16 protein-coding genes are annotated in these 18,974 nt (G+C 64.2%); 10 read left to right on the plus strand and 6 right to left on the minus strand.

Annotated elements, in window-relative coordinates; all coding sequences use genetic code 11:
- The 3 genes from ACT8II_RS04100 to ACT8II_RS04110 all read left to right on the plus strand — a co-directional run.
- Window positions 1-911: Gfo/Idh/MocA family protein (locus tag ACT8II_RS04100; protein WP_443813042.1), on the plus strand; the 911-nt coding region annotated here is incomplete at its 5' end.
- On the plus strand, window positions 908-1,582 hold the full coding sequence (locus ACT8II_RS04105) for a pentapeptide repeat-containing protein (RefSeq protein WP_233546081.1): 675 nt from the start codon (window positions 908-910) through the stop codon (window positions 1,580-1,582). The genes ACT8II_RS04100 and ACT8II_RS04105, both read left to right, overlap by 4 nt.
- A 306-nt stretch (window positions 1,583-1,888) precedes the next feature.
- Window positions 1,889-2,764, plus strand: coding sequence for a deoxyribonuclease IV (locus ACT8II_RS04110; RefSeq protein ID WP_294159005.1), 876 nt, complete (start codon window positions 1,889-1,891; stop codon window positions 2,762-2,764).
- A 273-nt stretch (window positions 2,765-3,037) separates the two neighbouring features.
- Here ACT8II_RS04110 and ACT8II_RS04115 read toward each other — a convergent pair whose 3' ends face one another.
- Entirely contained in the window at window positions 3,038-4,843 is a 1,806-nt protein-coding gene (locus ACT8II_RS04115) for an ABC transporter ATP-binding protein (protein WP_443813044.1), read from the minus strand.
- A 327-nt stretch (window positions 4,844-5,170) separates the two neighbouring features.
- On the opposite strand from ACT8II_RS04115, the gene ACT8II_RS04120 reads away from it, so the two are divergent.
- From ACT8II_RS04120 to ACT8II_RS04140, 5 genes are all read left to right on the plus strand, one after another.
- Complete coding sequence (locus tag ACT8II_RS04120; RefSeq protein WP_118653253.1) at window positions 5,171-7,144, plus strand: Tat pathway signal sequence; 1,974 nt, start codon at window positions 5,171-5,173, stop codon at window positions 7,142-7,144.
- A 190-nt stretch (window positions 7,145-7,334) separates the two neighbouring features.
- Window positions 7,335-8,165 carry an ABC transporter substrate-binding protein gene (locus ACT8II_RS04125; protein WP_118653255.1) on the plus strand — a complete coding sequence of 277 codons (831 nt, stop codon included), beginning with the start codon at window positions 7,335-7,337 and terminating at the stop codon, window positions 8,163-8,165.
- A 127-nt stretch (window positions 8,166-8,292) separates the two neighbouring features.
- Window positions 8,293-9,681, plus strand: coding sequence for an amino acid ABC transporter permease (locus ACT8II_RS04130; RefSeq protein WP_294123285.1), 1,389 nt, complete (start codon window positions 8,293-8,295; stop codon window positions 9,679-9,681).
- Window positions 9,682-9,693: 12 nt separating this feature from the next.
- Entirely contained in the window at window positions 9,694-10,479 is a 786-nt protein-coding gene (locus ACT8II_RS04135) for an amino acid ABC transporter ATP-binding protein (protein WP_294123287.1), read from the plus strand.
- Between the two features lie 109 nt (window positions 10,480-10,588).
- Window positions 10,589-11,437, plus strand: a complete 849-nt coding sequence (locus ACT8II_RS04140; RefSeq protein WP_118653259.1) for a YaaA family protein — start codon at window positions 10,589-10,591, stop codon at window positions 11,435-11,437.
- Between the two features lie 20 nt (window positions 11,438-11,457).
- Here the strand turns inward: ACT8II_RS04140 and ACT8II_RS04145 are convergent, their stop codons facing one another.
- The 4 genes from ACT8II_RS04145 to ACT8II_RS04160 form a co-directional block, all read right to left on the minus strand.
- Complete coding sequence (locus ACT8II_RS04145) at window positions 11,458-12,699, minus strand: iron-containing alcohol dehydrogenase (RefSeq protein WP_118653261.1); 1,242 nt, start codon at window positions 12,697-12,699, stop codon at window positions 11,458-11,460.
- 66 nt (window positions 12,700-12,765) lie between these two features.
- Window positions 12,766-13,404 carry a lactate utilization protein gene (locus ACT8II_RS04150; RefSeq protein ID WP_118653263.1) on the minus strand — a complete coding sequence of 213 codons (639 nt, stop codon included), beginning with the start codon at window positions 13,402-13,404 and terminating at the stop codon, window positions 12,766-12,768.
- A gap of 117 nt (window positions 13,405-13,521) precedes the next feature.
- A complete protein-coding gene (locus tag ACT8II_RS04155) occupies window positions 13,522-13,875 on the minus strand; it encodes a YolD-like family protein (RefSeq protein ID WP_118653265.1) in 354 nt (117 codons plus the stop codon).
- Window positions 13,868-15,358 (minus strand): Y-family DNA polymerase, encoded by a 1,491-nt coding sequence (locus tag ACT8II_RS04160; RefSeq protein WP_118653267.1) that lies wholly within the window; start codon window positions 15,356-15,358, stop codon window positions 13,868-13,870. The genes ACT8II_RS04155 and ACT8II_RS04160 overlap by 8 nt, the downstream gene beginning before the upstream one ends.
- Before the next feature lie 186 nt (window positions 15,359-15,544).
- On the opposite strand from ACT8II_RS04160, the gene ACT8II_RS04165 reads away from it, so the two are divergent.
- Entirely contained in the window at window positions 15,545-16,282 is a 738-nt protein-coding gene (locus tag ACT8II_RS04165; protein ID WP_118653269.1) for a phosphatase PAP2 family protein, read from the plus strand.
- 103 nt (window positions 16,283-16,385) lie between these two features.
- Window positions 16,386-18,551: an NAD(+) synthase gene (locus ACT8II_RS04170; RefSeq protein ID WP_118653271.1), complete on the plus strand. Its 2,166-nt coding sequence runs from the start codon at window positions 16,386-16,388 to the stop codon at window positions 18,549-18,551.
- 14 nt (window positions 18,552-18,565) lie between these two features.
- On the opposite strand, the gene ACT8II_RS04175 is transcribed toward ACT8II_RS04170, so the two are convergent.
- Window positions 18,566-18,974, minus strand: a 409-nt coding sequence (locus ACT8II_RS04175) for an SIS domain-containing protein (protein ID WP_443813048.1), incomplete at its 5' end; no start/stop codon positions are given.

Consider the following 18,974-nt stretch of genomic DNA (forward strand, 5'->3'; position numbering starts at 1 on the left):
GCATGCATGAGGAGTGGACGGTTCGGCTCCTGCGCGCCGGCAAGGCCGTGCTGTGCGAGAAGCCGGCCGTGCTCAGCGAGCGAGAGGCGGCGCACGTTGCGGAGGTGGCCCACGAGACGGGATCGCTGTTCATGGAGGCGATGAAGCCCCGTTTCATGCCCGCGCGCGAGCAGGTCGATGCGCTGCTCGCTCGTGGAGACCTCGGCGCCATCGCATCCATCGACATCGTCCATCGCGTGAACTACGGCGATCAGACTGGCCGCTATCTGCTCGATCCGGTGCAGGGTGGCACGTTATACGACTTGGGCTGCTATGGCGTGGGCTGGGCGGAGGACCTCCTTGCAGGAGAGGTCGAGGTCGACTCCTGCCGCACGCGGTGGATGCCCGCGGCGGAGGGAGGGTGCATCGACATCGCCGATGATGCGCGCCTGCGTATCGGCGGGGTGCCCGTGCACTTCGATTTCGCGGGCGATGCGGACGAGTTCGAGGTGGTCTGCCGGATTTGCTGCGAGCGCGGCGAGATCGAGGTCCCGGTGCTGCATCGCCCGGTGTCGTACGTCGTGAGGAAGTTCGTTGACGTTGACGGGGAGCGTATGGGCATCCGTGATGCGGACGCGGGTGAATCCGCCGCATGCGGCAATGTGTCGCCTGAGCTCGTCGAGGCTCCCGCTGTGGTGGACGACTTTTATGGCGAGATCGCCCATTTTTGTGGCTTGATGCGTGCGGGGGCACATGAGAGCTCGGTCATGCCGCTTGCGTCGACGGTGCGAATCGCGCGGACTATCGACGCGATCCGTGCGTCTTGGCCACCGGTCGGGCAGCGTGTTGTCGACGGCGCGCCCGAGCGGGACGTTGTCGACGGTGCGTTTGAGCAGGCTTCGGAGCGCTCCGTCGAGGGGAGCGGGCGATGAGCGCCCGCGCGGAGCAGGCCCCATCGGGATACGCCGCCGTGGGCACCATGTCCGAGCGCATGGGAAGCGATGAGCTCATCGCGGTGTTCTCTGAGGGTGACGGTTACGCCTCCCGTGCGCTCGTCGAGGATGTGGAGCTCGCCTACGAGTGCGCCGACGACGCGACGTTCGAGCACATGGTGTTTCGCGATTGCCTTTTCGAACAGGTCGATTTTCGCGACTGCACGTTTCGCGACGTCCGCTTCGAGGGCTGCCGCCTCATTGGCTGCACCATGGACAAGGCGTGGCTCAACCGCGTTGACCTGCGAGATTGCTCCGCGCTGGGGTTGAGCCTCCTCCAGGCGCGGCTCGCGCAGGTGAGCGTGCGCGCCTCGGACCTCTCCTACGCTAATCTCTCCGAGGCGTCCATCGACCATCTGACGGTGCACGACTGCAAGCTTCGTGAGGCGGCGATACAGCGCGCGAAGCTCAAGCACGTGCGCTTGGATAAGACCGACCTCACGAGGCTCGACGTGTTTGGAACGCCGCTTTGCGGCATCGATGTGTCGACGTGCGCGTTTAGCGCCCCTGTGCTCTCGAGCGACTATCGCGAGCTGCGCGGGGCGCAAGTGAGTGCGGAGCAGGCGATGGACATCGCGTTACTCCTCGGCGTGCGGATCGCCGAGGAGTAGTCGGGCCGCTGCGTCGAGTGGCATGCGGACTGCTTGCCGTGCCGACCTGCGGACCACTGCGCTGAGGGGCTGGTTGCCTGCCGTTCCGACGTTCGGGCCGCTGCACTGAGGGGCTGGCTGCCTGCTGTGCCGACGCGCGGGCCGCTGCGCTAAGGGCTGGTTGCCTGCCGTGCCGACGCACTGGCTGCTGCGCCGTGGGGCAGGCCACCCGCCGTGCCGATGCGCCGCTGCGTCGATTGCGGAGATGCGATACGGCCCACCCCAATCAGGGATAATAGGGGACCCCTCGATATCGAAAGGACACCAATGCTAACCATAGGTTGCCATCTTTCAACCACTAAGGGCTATACCGCCATGGGCGAGGCCGCCCGTTCCATCGGCGCGAACACGTTCGCGTTCTTCACGCGCAACCCGCGTGGCGGCAGCGTGAAGGCGCTCGACCTCGATGACGTCGCGGGACTGCGGCGCATCTTGGAGAAGGATGGTTTCGGCCGCCTGGTGGCGCATGCACCTTACACGTACAACCCGTGCTCTGCCAAGGAGCGTGCGCGCGAGTTCGCGCTCGAGGCCATGGCCGAGGATCTGCAGCGCATGGAGGCACTCCCGGGCCAGCTCTACAACTTCCATCCTGGGGCGCACGTGGGGCAGGGGGTCGACGCGGGCATTGAGCTCATCGTCGACGCGCTGTGTCAGGTGATGTTCGGGGGGCAGCGCACGTGCGTGCTGCTCGAGACCATGGCGGGCAAGGGCACCGAGGTGGGGCGCACCTTCGAGGAGCTCGCGCGCATCATCGAGGGCGTGGGGGCCCGTCGCCCCGAGCTTGCGGGCGCCGACATGATCGGCGTTTGCCTGGACACCTGCCACATCTCCGATGGCGGGTACGATATCGTGCACGACCTCGATGGCGTGCTGGAGGAGTTCGACCGCGTGGTGGGCGCCGAGCGCCTGCAGGCAGTGCATATCAACGACTCCAAAAATCCGTGCGGTGCGCACAAGGACCGGCACGAGGTCATCGGTGCGGGGTACCTGGGCAATCCCGAGCTCGGTGGCGGGGAGCACGTGCTATGCGCCATCGTGACCCACCCTGTCCTGCGTGACCTGCCGTTCATCCTGGAGACCCCGCACGACGATCTGGCGGGCTATGCCGGCGAGATCGCCTACCTGCGCGGGCTGGCGGGGTAACGCCAGGCGCCCTGCGCTGAGAAGTTGAGGTTTTTCGTATCGTTTTTAAAAAGGATGAAGTAGTGTGGGAACTTGGTCTAACAAAACTGCAGGTCGCAGTCAGTCTTCGATCGCGTATATTTGACTAATCCCAAAATGAGTACGAAAAAGCTCTCGCATCCTCGAGCGGGGGCTCGTCGCAGCTTGGTGAGTTGCATTCCGGCAGGATATGCCTCCTCGTGACCTCGCACGTCCGTCCTCGGCCCGGCTTGCCCCGCCACAACTTCGCCCGGTTTATTCCCCGTCCAAAAACGCGCCGGTCTGGCGGTTCCACAGGGCCGCGTACTCGCCGCCGGCCGCCGCGAGCTCGGCGTGCGTGCCGTCCTCGACGATCTCGCCGTCGGCGAGCACCACGATGCGGTCGAGTGCCGCCACGGTGGACAGGCGGTGCGCCACCACGATGGAGGTGCGCCCGCGCATGAGGTTCTCGAGCGCGTCCTGCACGAGCGCCTCGCTCTCGGAGTCAAGCGCGCTCGTGGCCTCGTCGAGCACGAGGATCGGCGCGTCGGTGAGGATGGCGCGCGCGATGGCGACGCGCTGGCGTTGGCCGCCGGAGAGCTTCACGCCGCGTTCGCCCACAAGGGTGTCGAGGCCCGCGGGCAGGCGGTCGATGAACTCCAGTGCGTTCGCCAGCTCGGCGGCGCGACGGATCTCTTCCTCGCTCACGTCGGGGCGCCCGTACGCGATGTTCTCGCGGATGGAACGGTGGAACAGCAGCGCCTCCTGCGGCACGTAGGCAATCTGGCGGCGCAGGCTCTGCTGGGTGCAGGCTGAGATGTCCTGGCCGTCCACGTACACGTGGCCATCCTGCACGTCGGACAGGCGCAGCAACAGCTTGGTGAGGGTCGTCTTGCCCGAGCCGGAGCGGCCCACCAGGCCCACGCGCTGTCCCGCCGGGATATGCAGGTTGAGGTCGGTGAACACGCGGTCCCCCTCGGCGGCGTCCGTATAGGAGAAGCCGAGGTGCTCAAAGTCGATGGCACCCTCGCGCACCGCGAGGTCCGGGGCGCCCGGCGCGTCCTCCACCAGGCGCGGCTCGTCCAGGATGCGCGCCATCTCGCTCGCGTCGCCGATGGCGCGGTTCATGCGCTGCATCATCGAGTTGATGTAGTTGAAGCGCATGGACAGCTGGTAGGTGTAGGAGAACATCATGACGAGCATGCCGCCCGAGATGCCGAACCAGGCGTTGCCGCCCGCCACGAAGATGGACACGATGAGCATGATCACGGTGATGATGCCGCTTGTGGTGAACCCGCGCTGCATGGTGGCGCGCATGGAGCGGCTCTCGGCCTGCATGGCCGCGAGGTCCGCCTCGTCGAAAAGCTCCTTCTCGAAGTCCTCGCGGCCGCAGGTCTTGACGGCGAGGATGTTCGTGACCGCGTCTGAGAGCACGCCGGAGAGACGGTTCTGCGCCTTGGCGGTGGCGGCGGATAGCGGCAGGATCCGCTGGTACATGCGCGTGGCCACGATCACGTATATCACGAGCATCACGGCGAGCGCCGCGGCATAGGCGGGCACGGCGGGCGCGAGTGCGATGAAGGTGCAGGCGGTGCTCGCGATGGTGGGGATGAGCGAGTACACCACGACATCGACCATCTGCGTGTAGCCGCTCATGAACTTGCTCGTCTGGCTCACCAGCGCCCCGCCGAAGCGGCTCGTGTGGAAGGTCATGGATTGGTTCGAGAGCGTGTCGAAGCACAGGCGTGCGAGGTGGTAGTTGCCGTTGATCTGCATCTTGTAGACGGCGTAGTCCTGCAGCTTGGAGCAGACTTGCCCTACGAGGTTCACGAGCAGCAGAGCCAGGATGTAGGGGCCAAAGACCTCCCACACCTGGTCCGCCGCGACGGGGGAGGCCTGGACGCGGTCCACGATGAGGCCCATCACCCAGGTGTTCACGAAGATGAGCAGCGCCACGTAGGCGATGGAGGTGAATACGGCGAGGAACGCCGCGCCCGGCTTCATGCGGGTGACTTCCCAAAACCGGCGCAGCGTGCGCTGGACGGCGGGCTTCTCGAGCTTTTGAACGTTGCGTTGGGACATGCGCGGCTCCTTGCGTGTGCGGACTGCCATACGGCGCGCGGGGTCCCGCATGCGCGGTTCCCGGCGTGATGTGTCTGCAAAAGGTTATCCCTTGAAGTCGGGTTCAGGTCAAGTTCTCCGCCGCCGGCCCTTGCCTGATTGCTGTTCCGCCCGCGAGGGGAGGCATTTTTTCATGGAAACATGGGTAGGTGGATGGAGCCCCGCCCCGGTTGGCGTGCCGCCCTTCGCGCAGCGGGCATCGCTCGCGGAGGCTTGGGTCGCGTTGGGGCCTCGGTGAACTGGGTATCATCCGTACCGTTGTCTGTATGCGGAAGGATTGATTTCCCGATGAACCACGATGAGATTCTGGACATGCTGAGGCGTGCCGGTGTGGAGGTGCCGAGCGGCGAGGACCCCATCGATGTTGAGGTCGAGGTGGAGGACGCCTCGCCCGACGGCGCGGACGCCTCGGGCAGGGGCGGGAAGAAGGGTGCCGGTCGTGGGCATGTCGAGCCCAAGTCCGCCCGCGAGCGCAAGAAGGCCGCCCGCAAGAAAAGGGCCAAGGGGTCGCACATCGATATCCCCGTGCCGCCGTTCATGGAACGCCTTGCCACGTGGAGTCGCACGGCGCTCATCGTCATGCTCGTCGTCCTTGGCATTGCGGCGCTGATCGCATATTGGTGGTTCCATCCCGCACTCAATATCCACAGTCCTCGTGTGTGGAACTGGATCATCCTCATTTCGATCGTCTGCTTCGTGGGGCTCAAAGTGTTCGGTTTGCGCTCTGAGCACCGCTCCTCGTTGTTCAACCGTCTCGCCCTGATTCCAGTTGCGGTGGTCGCGGCGTTCTTCATCGGCCTGATTATGGGCGAGCCGTTCATCCCGGGTAACGCCGAGCGCTTCGCCTCGGTCCTCAAGACCACCGAGGGTAATTTCGCCGAGGATATCGAGGAAGTCGACTATGCGGATGTTCCCGTTATCGACCGCGCGTCCGCTCAGCTGCTCGGCTCGCGCGCTATGGGATCGATCCCTGAGTTCGTGAGCCAGTTCGAGATCAGTCCCGCGTACAGTCAGATCAATTACCAGGGGCGTCCGGTACGCGTGAGTCCGCTCACCTATGCCGACCTCTTCAAGTGGTTGAGCCACCGTGGCGACGGCATCCCGGCGTATGTCTTGGTCGATATGGTCACGCAGGAAGCCGAGGTCGTTCGTCTGGAGGAACCCATTCGTTACTCCGAGAGCGAGCCGCTCGCGCGCAATATCGACCGCTACGTGCAACTCAAGTATCCAACGTACATGTTCGACCAGAAGTCCTTTGAGCTTGATGAGGATGGCACACCTTGGTGGGTGTTTCCCGTTCAGAGGCGTACCATCGGCCTGTTCGAAGGCACGACGATACAACGGGTGGTGCTGGTGAACGCCTGCACGGGCGAGACCGAGGACCATGCCATCGAGGATTGCCCCACGTGGGTGGACCGCGCTTACCCGAGCGATCTCATCATCGAGCAGTACAATTGGAGCGGTGCCTACAGAGGTGGATGGCTCAATTCCTGGCTCGGGCAGCAGGGCGTGGTGCGCACTACGCAGGGCAGCGATGGCGAGCTTGGGTACAACTACTTGGCGCAGGGTGATGACATCTACCTGTACACGGGTGTGAGCTCGGTGACCGCCGATAGCTCCAACGTGGGCTTCATCCTCGTCAATCAGCGCACGGGTGAGTCGCATTACTACCCCGTCGCCGGTGCCACCGAGGACTCCGCCCAGGCGAGCGCCGAGGGGCAGGTCCAGAACCTCAAATATGAGGCGACCTATCCGTTGCTGCTGAATGTGGCGGGGCAGCCCACGTACTTCATGGCGCTCAAGGACAATGCGGGCTTGGTGAAGATGTACGCCATGATCAACGTCGAGCATTACCAGAGCGTGGCGACGGGATCCACGGTTGCAACCACGCAGGAGAGCTACCTGCAGATGCTCGCCTCTTCCGGTGCGCTTTCCGAGGATGAGGCGGCGGCGTCTGGCGCGGAGGTCGAGGTCACTGGCAGAGTCGCGTCCATGGCCCAAGCAGTCATCGATGGTAATTCGCACTTCTATCTCACCCTTGAGGGCGATGATTCCATCTACGACGTTGCTCTTCCCGGCCTGGTCGATATCGTGCGCTACCACGTGGGAGATGAGGTTGCATTGAGCTACGTCAAGGACTCCGAGGGTGAGGGGGATGCCTGCTCGGTGCGTCGTGTGACGGCCCTGGGCGGAAAACGCGCCGAGGTCGAGGCGCTCGCAGACGACGATGCCGCCCCCGTGGAGGAACCGCCCGCCGAGTAGCCATTTGGTGCACTTGGGGTACGTCCCCAATTGCATCATGCATAAACTGAGCTTATTGTCTCATCGGATTACATAGAACGGTAACAATTGAGAAATATTCTGCATGTAATGGTTTCTCTCATACGGTAAAGCGTATACTCCTTCACCAAGCATCTGCTTGTATGCACAAAAGAGGGAAAGGGATGCAATCATGTTGAAGAAGAAGCTTGGCGCGTTGACCGTCGCGATTGCGATGACTGGCGCCTTGGCGCTCACCGGTTGTGGCGGATCTGGCGCCCCGGCAGCGGGTTCCGCCGCCGCCGACGCCGCGACCGATGAGGGCTACACCCTTGTTTCCGACGGCAAGCTGACCATCGGCACGTCCGCCGAGTACGAGCCGTTCGAGTACATGGAAGACGGCGAGTATAAGGGCTTCGACCTCGAGCTCGCCCAGGCCATCGCCGACGACCTCGGCCTCGACCTCCAGATCGAGAACGTCGACTTCGACACCATCGTGCCCGGTGTCGCCTCCGGCGCGAAGTACGACATCGGCATTGCCGCCATCACCGCCACGCCCGAGCGTGAGGACGAGGTCGACTTCACCGATTCCTACTACATGGACGATCAGGCCATCGTGACCATGGCGGACAACGCCGACATCACTGGCGACAACTACGCTGAGGCGCTGGACGCCGAGGGTGTCAAGATCGCCGTCCAGTCTGGCTCCACCGCCGAGGCCTTTGCCAAGGAGAACTTCCCCAACGCGACCCTCGTCCCGTTCAAGAACGCCACCGACTGCTTCGCCGCCGTCCAGTCCGATCAGGCCGACGCGCTGGTGACCAACCGCTCCGTTGCCGCTCAGCTGGTCGCAACCTCCTTCAGCAACGAGCAGGTCATCAAGCAGGTCTCCACGGGCGAGGAGTATGCTATCGCCGTCAACAAGGACAACACCGCGCTCAAGGATGCCATCAACGAGTCCATTGCCAAGCTCACCGAGGATGGAACCGTCGACGCCCTCATGGAGAAGTACAACATCAAGTAGCGCACCCGCGCCGCATCAACGCGAGCCCTTCCCGTATGTGCGGGGAGGGCTTGTCTGGTATCTGGAGCGCCCTTAGATCGGAAGCGCCATGAGCGCACCGTGACGTGGGCGGAGGAAGGGGAGAACCATGGAGAACACCGGACGGCATTGCGCGTCGACGGGGAATGCGGGGCTGACCCGCGTCATTCGCTGGGCCACGCACGCGATGTTGCCGTGCTGCGCCGTGCTCGTCGCGTTGGCGGCTGTATGCGCCGTGCCGCGACCCGCTCATGCCTTGGAGGTCCAGAAGCTCACCTGCCGCCCCAACGGGGATTCCGGCAGTGACGTGCTCGGTGGTACGGAAACGCGTATCACCTGGGAGGTGCAGGCAGACACCGATGAGGCCGTTGCCGGTCTTTCGCTCACCGTGCCCGATGGCTCGACGTTCACCACCGATGATCTGCGCGTGACGATGCTCTCGGGCGAGGACCTCATGGATCGCGAGTTCATCGAGCCTGATATCGAGACGAATGGGGAGACGCTCGTCCTGACGTTTCCCGAGGCGGCACCCGCGGGTCGGTTCTTCCGTGTCGAGCTGTACGACGTGGTGTTCCCTGCCGCTGGCGGCGAGATGCTCTGCGAGGGCACGTACACGCTCGCCGACGGCACCGAGCACGATGTGGAGGGAATCCCCGCGGTCGAGGTCAAGGGCGTGACCCCGTTCGACCAGTTCAAGGCCTTTCTCGAGGACCAGGCATGGGTCGAGGCGTGGAATTCGAACACGTTTTTGCGCCTGTTCTTCAATCCGGTGCTCATTGTGAGCAGCCTGCCCATCATCTTCTCCGGCTTTCTGATGTCCGTCGCCATCGTGCTGGTGGCGTTCCCGCTCGCCATTCCCTTTGGCTTCATGTTCGCGCTCATGCGTATCTCCAAGTCGCGCATCCTGCGCGCCATCGCGGGCGTCTACGTGAACATCATCCGTGGCACGCCGGCGTTCCTGCAGATTTACATTGCGTTCTTCGGCTTGCCGCTTGCAGGTGTCAATATCGACAACTACACGCTCGGCGTCATCGTCATGGCCATGAATTCCGCCGCCTACCTGTGTGAGATCTTTCGCGCCGGTATCCAGTCCATCCCCAAGGGACAGTCCGAGGCGGCCCGTTCGCTGGGCATGAGTGCCACCCAGACCATGGTGTCGATCATCATCCCGCAGACGTTCCGGAACGTGATCCCCACACTCACCAGCGAATTCATTTTGCTGTACAAAGACACGTCGCTACTTGCGGCCGTGGGCGTCATGGAGATCGTGATGTACGCCAAGACGATCGTGGCCACAACGGGCTCCATCACGCCTTATGTGGTTGCCGCTCTGTTCTATTTGGTGGTTACGCTGCCGCTTGCTCGTCTCGTGAGCATGCTTGAGGCGCGCCTCACCGGAGCCACCGCCGGCACGAATGCCGGACCACAGGGCAAGAAGCCCGCCAAGAGCGCGGGAACGATGGTCCCCACGCCCGCCGATCACATCGCGAACCTGTAGGGAGTGCTTGAGATGAGTGACAACGCAAAGACCGTGGACGTATCCGGTGCGTCTAACGCCTCTGCGGAGGGGCCTGTGGTCCGGATCCGCGGCCTGCATAAGGCATATGGCGACAACGTCGTGCTGCGTGGAATCGACCTGGACGTGCACCGCGGTGAGGTCGTGGTGGTGCTGGGGCCGTCGGGTTCCGGTAAGTCGACGATGCTGCGCTGTGTGAACCTGCTTGAGACGCCCACGCAGGGCTCCATCGTGGTCGAGGGCGTGGATATCACCAAAAAGGGCGTGGATATCAACAAGGTGCGGTCGACGCTCGGCATGGTATTCCAGCAGTTCAACCTGTTCCCGCATCTTTCCGCCAAGAAGAACGTCATGATAGCCCAGCAGAAGGTTCTCAAGCGCAGTAAGGAGGAAGCGGAGCGCATCGCAGTCGAGGAGCTGACCAAAGTCGGGCTCAGCGACCGCGTGGACTTCATGCCTGCCCAGCTTTCCGGTGGTCAGCAGCAGCGCGTTGCCATCGCTCGAGCACTGGCGATGAACCCGCACGTCATGCTATTCGATGAGGCCACGAGTGCTCTCGACCCCGAGCTCGTACGTGATGTCCTGGGTGTCATGCGCGATTTGGCGCGCGAAGGCATGACCATGATCGTGGTGACCCACGAGATGCAGTTCGCCCGTGACGTTGCCGATCGCGTCATCTTCATGGACGGCGGCGTCATCGTGGAGCAGGGCACGCCGGAGGAGGTTTTCGACCATCCCACATCAGAGCGGACCAAGGACTTCCTGGGCCACATCGCCTAGCCGCTGCGCAATTGGAGACGAGTGCCAATTGACCCAAAACGCTCACGGGTGCGGATTTTGGGTATGAGGACCTGGTATGCAGCCGCACTGTCTCCTTGGAAGGTCCCCCATGATCCAGGTCATCATCTCCCCCGCGAAACAGATGCGCGTCGACTCCGACGCATTCGCCCCGCGGGGGATTCCTCCGTTCCCGCAGAAGACCGCGCGAATCGTCCGTGCGTTGCGCACGATCGAGGATGAGCGGGGGAGTGCAGGCCTCAAGGAGCTCTGGCGGGTCAACGACAAACTGCTCGTCGAGAACATCGAGCGCCTCGCGGAGTTCAGATGCGTGATGGATGGAGGCGAGCTGCGGGATGCCGCCGTGGCACGTCTGGTTTGCCCTGCGATCACATCGTACGTGGGCATCCAGTATCGCAGCATGGCACCCGACGTGCTCGATGCGAAAGCCCTCGAGTGGCTGCAGGCTCACCTGTGGGTGCTCTCCGCGCTCTACGGATGCGTGAGACCCTTCGACGCGGTCCAGCCGTATCGACTGGAGATGGCGGCGAAGCTGTCGATCGACGGAGCGAAGGACCTCTACGGTTATTGGGGCGCTGACATCGCCGCGAGTGTCTGCGGCGCGACCGCGCCCGAGGGGACATGCGACCCCGATATGGCGGGCGCAGACGTCACGGTGGTGAATCTCGCGAGCGTGGAGTACGCGAAAGCGGTGCTGCCCCATCTTCCCGAGGGCGCGTCGCACGTCACGATTGTCTTTGGCGAGGACGTGCGTGCGGGCAAGCCGGTTCAGCGTGCGACGGCGAGCAAAATCGCCCGTGGCAGCATGGTCCGCTGGATGGCCGAGAACTCCGTGGAGGACGCGAGCGCCCTCCAACGGTTTGACGTGGGCTATACGTTTGCCCCGGAACTCTCTCGTGAAGCGGAGCTCAGCCGCACGCTCGTGTTCATGAAACGATGACCCCCTGCCTCAATTGGAGATCACAAGGCGCTCTTGTAGATGGCGCGTGCATCGTCGAGAGTGAGCGACTGGAACGTTCCGAACCTCTCGCCGCGGTTGATGCGCAGTCCGCGGATCAGTCGATCGATGTCGGTCTCCTCGATGCCGAGTTCGCCCAAGGTGGATGGCATACCCATGGAGACGAAGAACTCTTGGAGCTCGTCGATGGTCGCCTCAACGGCGTCGTGTACGGCGCGTTCGGGCGTGATTTCCTCGTCGATGTCCGATAGGTCGTCGACCTCGGGATCGACGGGCTCGATGCCGAAGACTTCGGCGCCGAACGTGAGGAACCGCTCGGGGTGGTTCTGCCACACGTAGCGCATCCAGGCCGGGAAGACGACCGCGAGACCCGCTCCGTGTGTGATACCCGGATCGACGGCGGACAGCTCGTGCTCGAGTCCGTGACAGCTCCAGTCGCCGTCGCGCTTGCCGGGGATGCCAAGGCCGCAGCCGGCGAGGCCGTTGTGGGCGAGTGTGCCGATCCACATGAGCTCGGCGCGGGCATCGTAGTTCTCGGGATCTTCCATCACGATGCACGCGGCATCGATCGCGGCGCGGATGAGACCGCAGGCGATGTTGTCCGTCACGCCGACCGCGGGCTCGCCCGAGAAGAAGCGCTCCATGATATGGGCGATCATGTCGGTGACGCCCGCCGCCGTCTGGTATGGAGGCAAGGTGAAGGTGAGCTCCGGGTCGAGAAAGGCGATGGCGGGGCGGATGAGCTCACTGGTGCATCCGCTCTTGAGGCCCTCGGCATCATTGCTGATGACGCAGGAGTTGGACGCCTCGGAGCCGGAAGCGGGGATGGTTACCACCGCTGCGAGTGGCAGGCAGTGCTCGACCGTCGCCTTTTTGGCCCAGAAGTCCCACGGGTCGCCGTCGTAGCAGGCACCGACGGCGATGGCCTTGGCGCAGTCCATGGCCGATCCGCCGCCCACGGGCAGCACGATATCGACGTCCTCGTGCTTGGCCAATTCAGATCCCTTGCGCACAAGCCCAATCTCCGGATTGGGGCGCACCCCACCCAGCTCGACATGCGCGACACCCGCCGCGTCGAGTGATGCCCTTACGCGGTCGAGTGTTCCCGTGCGCACCACGGAGCCCTGTCCGTAGACGATGAGCGCGCGCCGGTGACCCGCCGCCGCGAGCTCGGTGCCCACGTGGTCGGTGACGCCACGGCCGAATACGAACTTGGTGGGAGAGCAGAAGGTGAAGTTGTTCATGGGGTCCTTTCGAGGTTGGTGCATTTCGCCAGGGACCGGGTGGGTCGCGTGGCGGGGCGGGATGCGCTAGTAGCCGAGGTCTTCTCCCACGAGGATGACGTGGATGCGGCCTTCGTGGCGCGAGTGGCGCGTGATGACCTCCTGGCAGCACATGCATCCTTCCGCATGGCAGTTGGCGCAGACGCCGGTGAGCTCACAGGGGGTATTTGTGTGCAGACGTGCGGCGTTGAGGGGGCATGCGACGGTGTGGACGCGTTTGATGCCGCTCTCCACGTCGGCGACGACCTTGTTCATGCCCGCGATGACGCAGACATGCTTGGGGCCGTGCAGCAGCAGAGCGAGGCGGTTGGCGTTGCCATCGATGTTGACGAGCTCGCCATTGAGCGTGATGGCGTTCGTGCTCATGAAGAACCAGTCCGCGCTCACCTGCCGACGCCACATCTCATCCTGCTCCTCCGGCGTATGGGCCGCCATACGGTCGATCATGGGGTGGCCGTCGGCTGTGAGGGCGTCTTTCACACCGCTTTGGGAGAACGTGACGCTGCCTCCCCAGGTGACGCTCTCGCCGTTAGCGACGAGCGCGCGGACGAGCTCGACGGCGTCGGACGCGGTCTCGCAGTAGTGGCCGATCATGTTGCGCAGGGCGAGCTTCTTGATGATGCTTTCCGCCGTGGTGCGGTACGCTGCGCTTCTCACGTTGTCCATGGTTCCTCCTCTGTCGACGCGGGGTGGTTTCTCACAGGCGGTTCCCCTCCGCGGTTGCCTACACATGCACCCATTGTGGCACGCTCGATGCGGTTGATGCTCCCTCGCCGCCATGTGTTACCGCTTGATGGCGAGGATGTCGTCGAATCCTATGACGGTTTTCACGACCTGCAGCCTTCGATAGGCGAAATCGATATGGGCTACCACGCCCGAGACCGTGTGGTAGGCATCCCAGTCGTAATAGGTCACGCGTACTAGGTCGCCCTTCTTCACCTGCATGATGGTACGGGAGAGCTCCAGGGCCTCTTCGTCGGTGAGCTCATGGCGCGGCTCGGTGATGCGTTCCTGCTGCCGCGCGAGCTCATAGTATCCGGTGAGCGCCGCAAAGGGCATGAACTGCGAAGCGCGGCTGGCGCGCGGTCGGCCGTTCGCCGTCAAGCCTGCCGCGTCTGGGCGCATGTCGTCATGCATGATGTCCTCCAACTTGGTCGTTGCGCTCCCGCCCCGTAGCCTCCGGGCGCAAGCTCCTGCCCTTCACCAGGGCGTTCTTTCCATAGCGACCTTTGACGTCGATGATCGTCTTTTGCAGGTCGCGTTCGCGTGCCTCGGCCTCGACATCGGTGAATAGGTCGATGGTCGCGAGTTCCTCGGGCAGCAAGTCGCCAAAACCGATATTGACGCGTTTGATGGGCCGTCGAGGGTCGACGGATTCGGCGTAGAGGGATTCGAAATGGGCCATGAGCTTCTTGCGCGAGTTGGTGCGCTCACCGAGCTTTCGCTGCTTGCCTGCGTGCGCGTAGCCGCCCTTGCCACCCACGCGCCGCGTGCCATGTTCGCCGGTGATAAGGGTCCCGCGCGGCTCGTTCTCGGTTATGAGATCGCGAGTCCCCGCTGCCGCCATCCCCGTCGTTGCCGCGCTGTGCTGCGGCCGCGAGGTCCTTCGCGGGATGTCCTCGGCCGTGCTGCTGCGCCGGTTACCGCAGCCGTCGCGGTACGATGCGCTGCCGCTCGCGTCCAGTCGTCGGACTTCGCGCGCCTCGCTGCCGTAGCCCACGTACAGTGATATGGAGCTCGCCACGACGCCCCGGTCCACCAAATCGAGCACGGACGCGTCGACCATCTCGCGAAGGATGGTGAGCCCTTCGCTATAACTATAGTTTCGTGCCAGCACCTGGCCGTTCACCATCGAGGTCGCCTGCGGGCGGTACGCCTGTATCTCGGCGATAGTGCACGGCTCCACGCCGTGCGCATGGTCGATGAGATACTCTGCGTTCACGCCGAATTCGCGGTACAAGATCCGCTCGTCGAGCGCAGCGATGCCCATGAGGTCGTGCACGCGGTACTTGGAGAGGCGCTCCGCTATGCCCGGGCCTATGCCCCAAATGTCCGTGATGGGGCGGTGCCTCCAGACCTCCGCCCGGAATCGCTCCTCGTCGAGGATGCCGATGCCATCTGGGTCGTGCTTGGCGGTGATGTCGAGGGCGACCTTGGCGAGGAAGAGGTTGGGTCCGATGCCGGCGGTGGCGGTGACGCCCGTACGGGCAAGCACCGCGCTGCGCAGCTCATCGGCGAACTCGCGCGCGGTGAGCCCGTAGAGTGAAAGGTAGGGGGTGGCGTCGATGAAGCATTCGTCGATGGAATACACATGGATGTCGAGTGGGCTCACGTACTCGAGGTAGATGCCGTATATGCGTGCCGAGATCTCCATGTAGTGACGCATGCGGGGCTTGGCGGCCACGTAGTCAACGTGCTGAGGGATCTCGAAGAGTCGACAGCGATTGCGGATGCCGAGTTTCTTCATCGCGGGGCTGATGGCCAGGCAAATGGTCGAACGCCCTCGTGTGGTGTCGGCCACCACGAGATTCTGCGTGAACGGGTCGAGCCCGCGGGCGGCGCATTCGACGGAGGCGTAGAACGTCTTGAGGTCGATGCAGATATAGGTGCGCTCTCCCATGTGTCTCCCTTCGAACGTGTGTTCCAGAACCTTTGTTCGATAATAGAGATTCGTCCGGACATTCGTCAAATGCCCGTGGGAGCTGTGGGTTTGGCGAAAGGCCGCTGATTGTCGCCCTGCGCGGGTACAATGCCGCCATGGAAACGGCACAACATGTTCGGCGGGCGTGGCCCCCCTGGAGGCAGGATGGTTGAGGAAAAGCGGACGCGTCTCATCGACGAGCCCTCGCACGATGATGGCCCTTTGCACGAGGGGACCATGGGTGCCCGCCTGTGCTCGCTCGTGATGTCGAATCGTCGCACGGCGATCATGGTGCTCTGCCTGCTGGTGTTTCTCGTCTTGCTCAACCGCGTGTTGGCAGGGGAGATCATGGCCCTCGACCGAGCGGCTATCGCGCTCATGGTCGACCATGTGCGCGCCGCATGGTTGACGCCCATCATGGAGGTCGTTTCGTTCCTGGTCACCCCGGTCCCACTCATCGCCTGCATCTTCGTGATTTCCCTGGGCGCCCGGGCGCGCGGTCATAAGGGCGTGGGGGTGTTCTGCGCGGTCAATCTGGCGTGCTCGACCGTCCTGAACCAAGCGCTCAAGTTCGCCATACAGCGCCCGCGCCCCGACATCTCCCTCAGGCTGGTCGATATCGGTGGATTCAGCTTCCCCTCGGGGCATTCGATGGCGGCCATGGCGTTTTTCGGCCTCCTCATGTGGCTCACCTGGCGCTTTGTCGATGATCGTCGTCTGCGCGCCGCGCTGTGCGTCGTCCTTGCCCTCATGGTCGTTGCCGTGGGGTTTTCCCGCGTCTACCTGGGAGTGCACTACGCTTCGGACGTGATAGGCGGTTTTTGCGCTTCTATGGCCTGGCTGGTCGTGTACACCAGGGTCGCGGGCCCGCTATTTGCGCCGCGGCGCCCCAACCGCGTCTAGCGGCCGACGGCGCACGCCGGCGCGCGGGTTTGGCACGGGCGATCGGCGAGGACAGCGGGTACAATGAAACGCATATGAACCGAGGACAGTTCAGGAGGCTCGCATGGACGAGTTGAAGCTTGCAGGCGCCGAGATGGCCACCACGGACGCCGGCGACGGGTTCCTTCGCATCGCGGCGGCGACACCCGAGGTGCGCGTGGGCGACGTGAGGGCCAACGCCGAGGCGATCCTCTCGTGCGTGTGGCGCGCGGCCGATGAGGGCGTGCGCGTCCTCGTATTGCCCGAGCTGTGCCTCACGGGGTATACCTGCGCTGACCTCTTCCATGATCGCGCTTTACTGCGCGCATGCGAGAACGCCCTCGCTTGGCTGCTCGAGCGGACGTGCGAGCTGCCCGTGTTCTACACGGTGGGCATGCCGTATGCGAGTGGGGAGAGCATCTACAACTGCGCCGCCTGCTGCTGCGCGGGCCAGCTGCTCGGCATGACCGCCAAGACCCACCTGCCCAACTACCGAGAGTTCTACGAGGGTCGCTGGTTCACACCGGCACCTTCGGGACCGTATTTCATGATGCGTCCCATCGCCCATCGGATGGTTCCCCTCGGCGCGGGGCTCGTGTATCGCTGCGTGGACGAGGGGTGTTCGGACGTGGCGATCGGGGTCGAGATCTGCGAGGACCTCTGGGTTCCCAATCCGCCTTCCACGTCGATGGCGCTCGATGGCGGGGCGACCGTGATCTTGAACCTCAGTGCGAGTGACGAGGTGATCGGCAAATCCGCGTACCGTCACGACCTCGTGCGCGGCCAGTCCGCCCGTCTGTACAGCGCCTACGCCTACGCCAACGCGGGGGAGGGCGAGTCCACCACCGACCTCGTCTTCGCGGGTGAGAACCTCATCGCCGAGAACGGATCCCTGCTCGCCCGCACTGAGCTGTTCACGCGCGACATGGCCGTGGCCGATGTAGACCTCGACATGCTGGTCGCCGAGCGCCGCCGTTCGAACACGTGGGCGCGCCCGGCGGGTGAGGAAGCCCCTTGTCGCGAGGTGAGCTTCTCCTTTGGCGGCATGGGCGGCATGCTCGACCCGGCGACCAAGATGGGGCAGGCCGTCTTGTCCTGCACCTTCGCCGTCGGCGACGATGGAACCCGCCCGACCCCGGAGCAGGCCGCCGAGATGGACGGCTTGTCACCGGTGCGCGCCTACCCCATCACGCGTTCTGCGCTCGAGACCTCGCGCATCGCGCCGCGCACTCCGTTCGTGCCCGCGGGCGAGGCCGAGCGAGCCGAGCGCTGCGAGACGATCTTCAACCTGCAGGCGGCCGGCCTCAAGACGCGCCTGGCGCACACGTTCACCAAGCATGCGGTGATCGGCCTGTCCGGTGGTCTCGACTCGACGCTCGCCCTGCTGGTCACGGTGCGCGCCTTCGACGCGCTGGGGCTGCCGCGCTCCGGCGTCCACGCCGTGTCCATGCCGGGCTTTGGCACCACGAGCCGCACCAAGTCCAACGCCGAGTGCCTTGCCGAGCACCTCGGCGTCGACTTCCGCACCATTACCATCGGTGAGGCGGTGAGCCGCCACTTCGCCGACATCGGCCACGACCCGAGCGTGACCGACGTCACCTACGAGAACGCCCAGGCGCGTGAGCGCACGCAAATCCTCATGGACCTCTCCAATGAGGTCGGCGGCTTCGTCATCGGCACGGGCGACCTCTCGGAGCTCGCGCTCGGATGGGCCACGTACAACGCTGACCACATGAGCATGTACGGCGTCAACGCGGGCGTGCCCAAGACGCTTGTGCGCCATCTCGTGGCATACGCGGCCGATGTCTTTGGCGGCGAGACCGCGGTGACCCTGCGCGACGTGCTCGACACGCCGGTGTCGCCGGAGCTTTTGCCGCCCACGGGCGACGGCGAGATCGCACAGCGCACCGAGGATCTGGTGGGTCCCTACGAGCTGCACGACTTCTTCCTCTACCACATGCTGCGCCATGGGTTCGCACCGGGCAAGATCTACCGCATGGCGTGCCGCACGTTCGCCACGCCCGCGGATGGCGGCCCGGTGGCGGGCGCCGCGCCCGCCTACGAGCCGGCGACGATCCTGTATTGGCTGCGGACGTTCTACCGCCGCTTCTTCGCCCAGCAGTTCAAGCGCAGCTGCCTGCCCGACGGCCCCAAGGTCGGCTCGGTGAGCGTGAGCCCGCGCGGCGACTGGCGCATGCCCAGCGACGCCTCCGCAGCCCTTTGGCTCGAGGAGATCGATAGTCTGACATAGGGACCGCGCTCGACTTACTCCATCTCCTTGTCGGGCTGGATAAGCTCCTCGTAGCCGCTGATGGCATCGCGCGCGCCGGGCAGCACCGAGAGCAGGAAGCTGTAGATGACCTCGATGATGAGGGTGGCGGAGATCTTGGAGAAGGTGAAGTCCACGGTGGTGAGGAGCGCCTCGTAGTTGACGGTGCGCAGCACGATGTCCGCGAGGCGCGCGAGCGGGGCGTGACTGTTGCCGCAGATGAGGATTACTGTGGCACCGCCGCGCTTTGCCGCGTGGGCGATGCGTTCGAGTCTCTGCGACTTTCCCGAGTTGGAGATCAGGACGAGCACGTCGTTCTCGCGCATGGTGAGGGCGAGCGAGGTCGAGCTCTCCGTGATCGTGTTCGCCACGCTCCTGATGCCGAGCTGGCCGAATTTGATCGCG

This window comes from Collinsella sp. (assembly GCF_052346665.1).
In the GTDB taxonomy this organism is placed as follows: Bacteria; Actinomycetota; Coriobacteriia; order Coriobacteriales; family Coriobacteriaceae; genus Collinsella.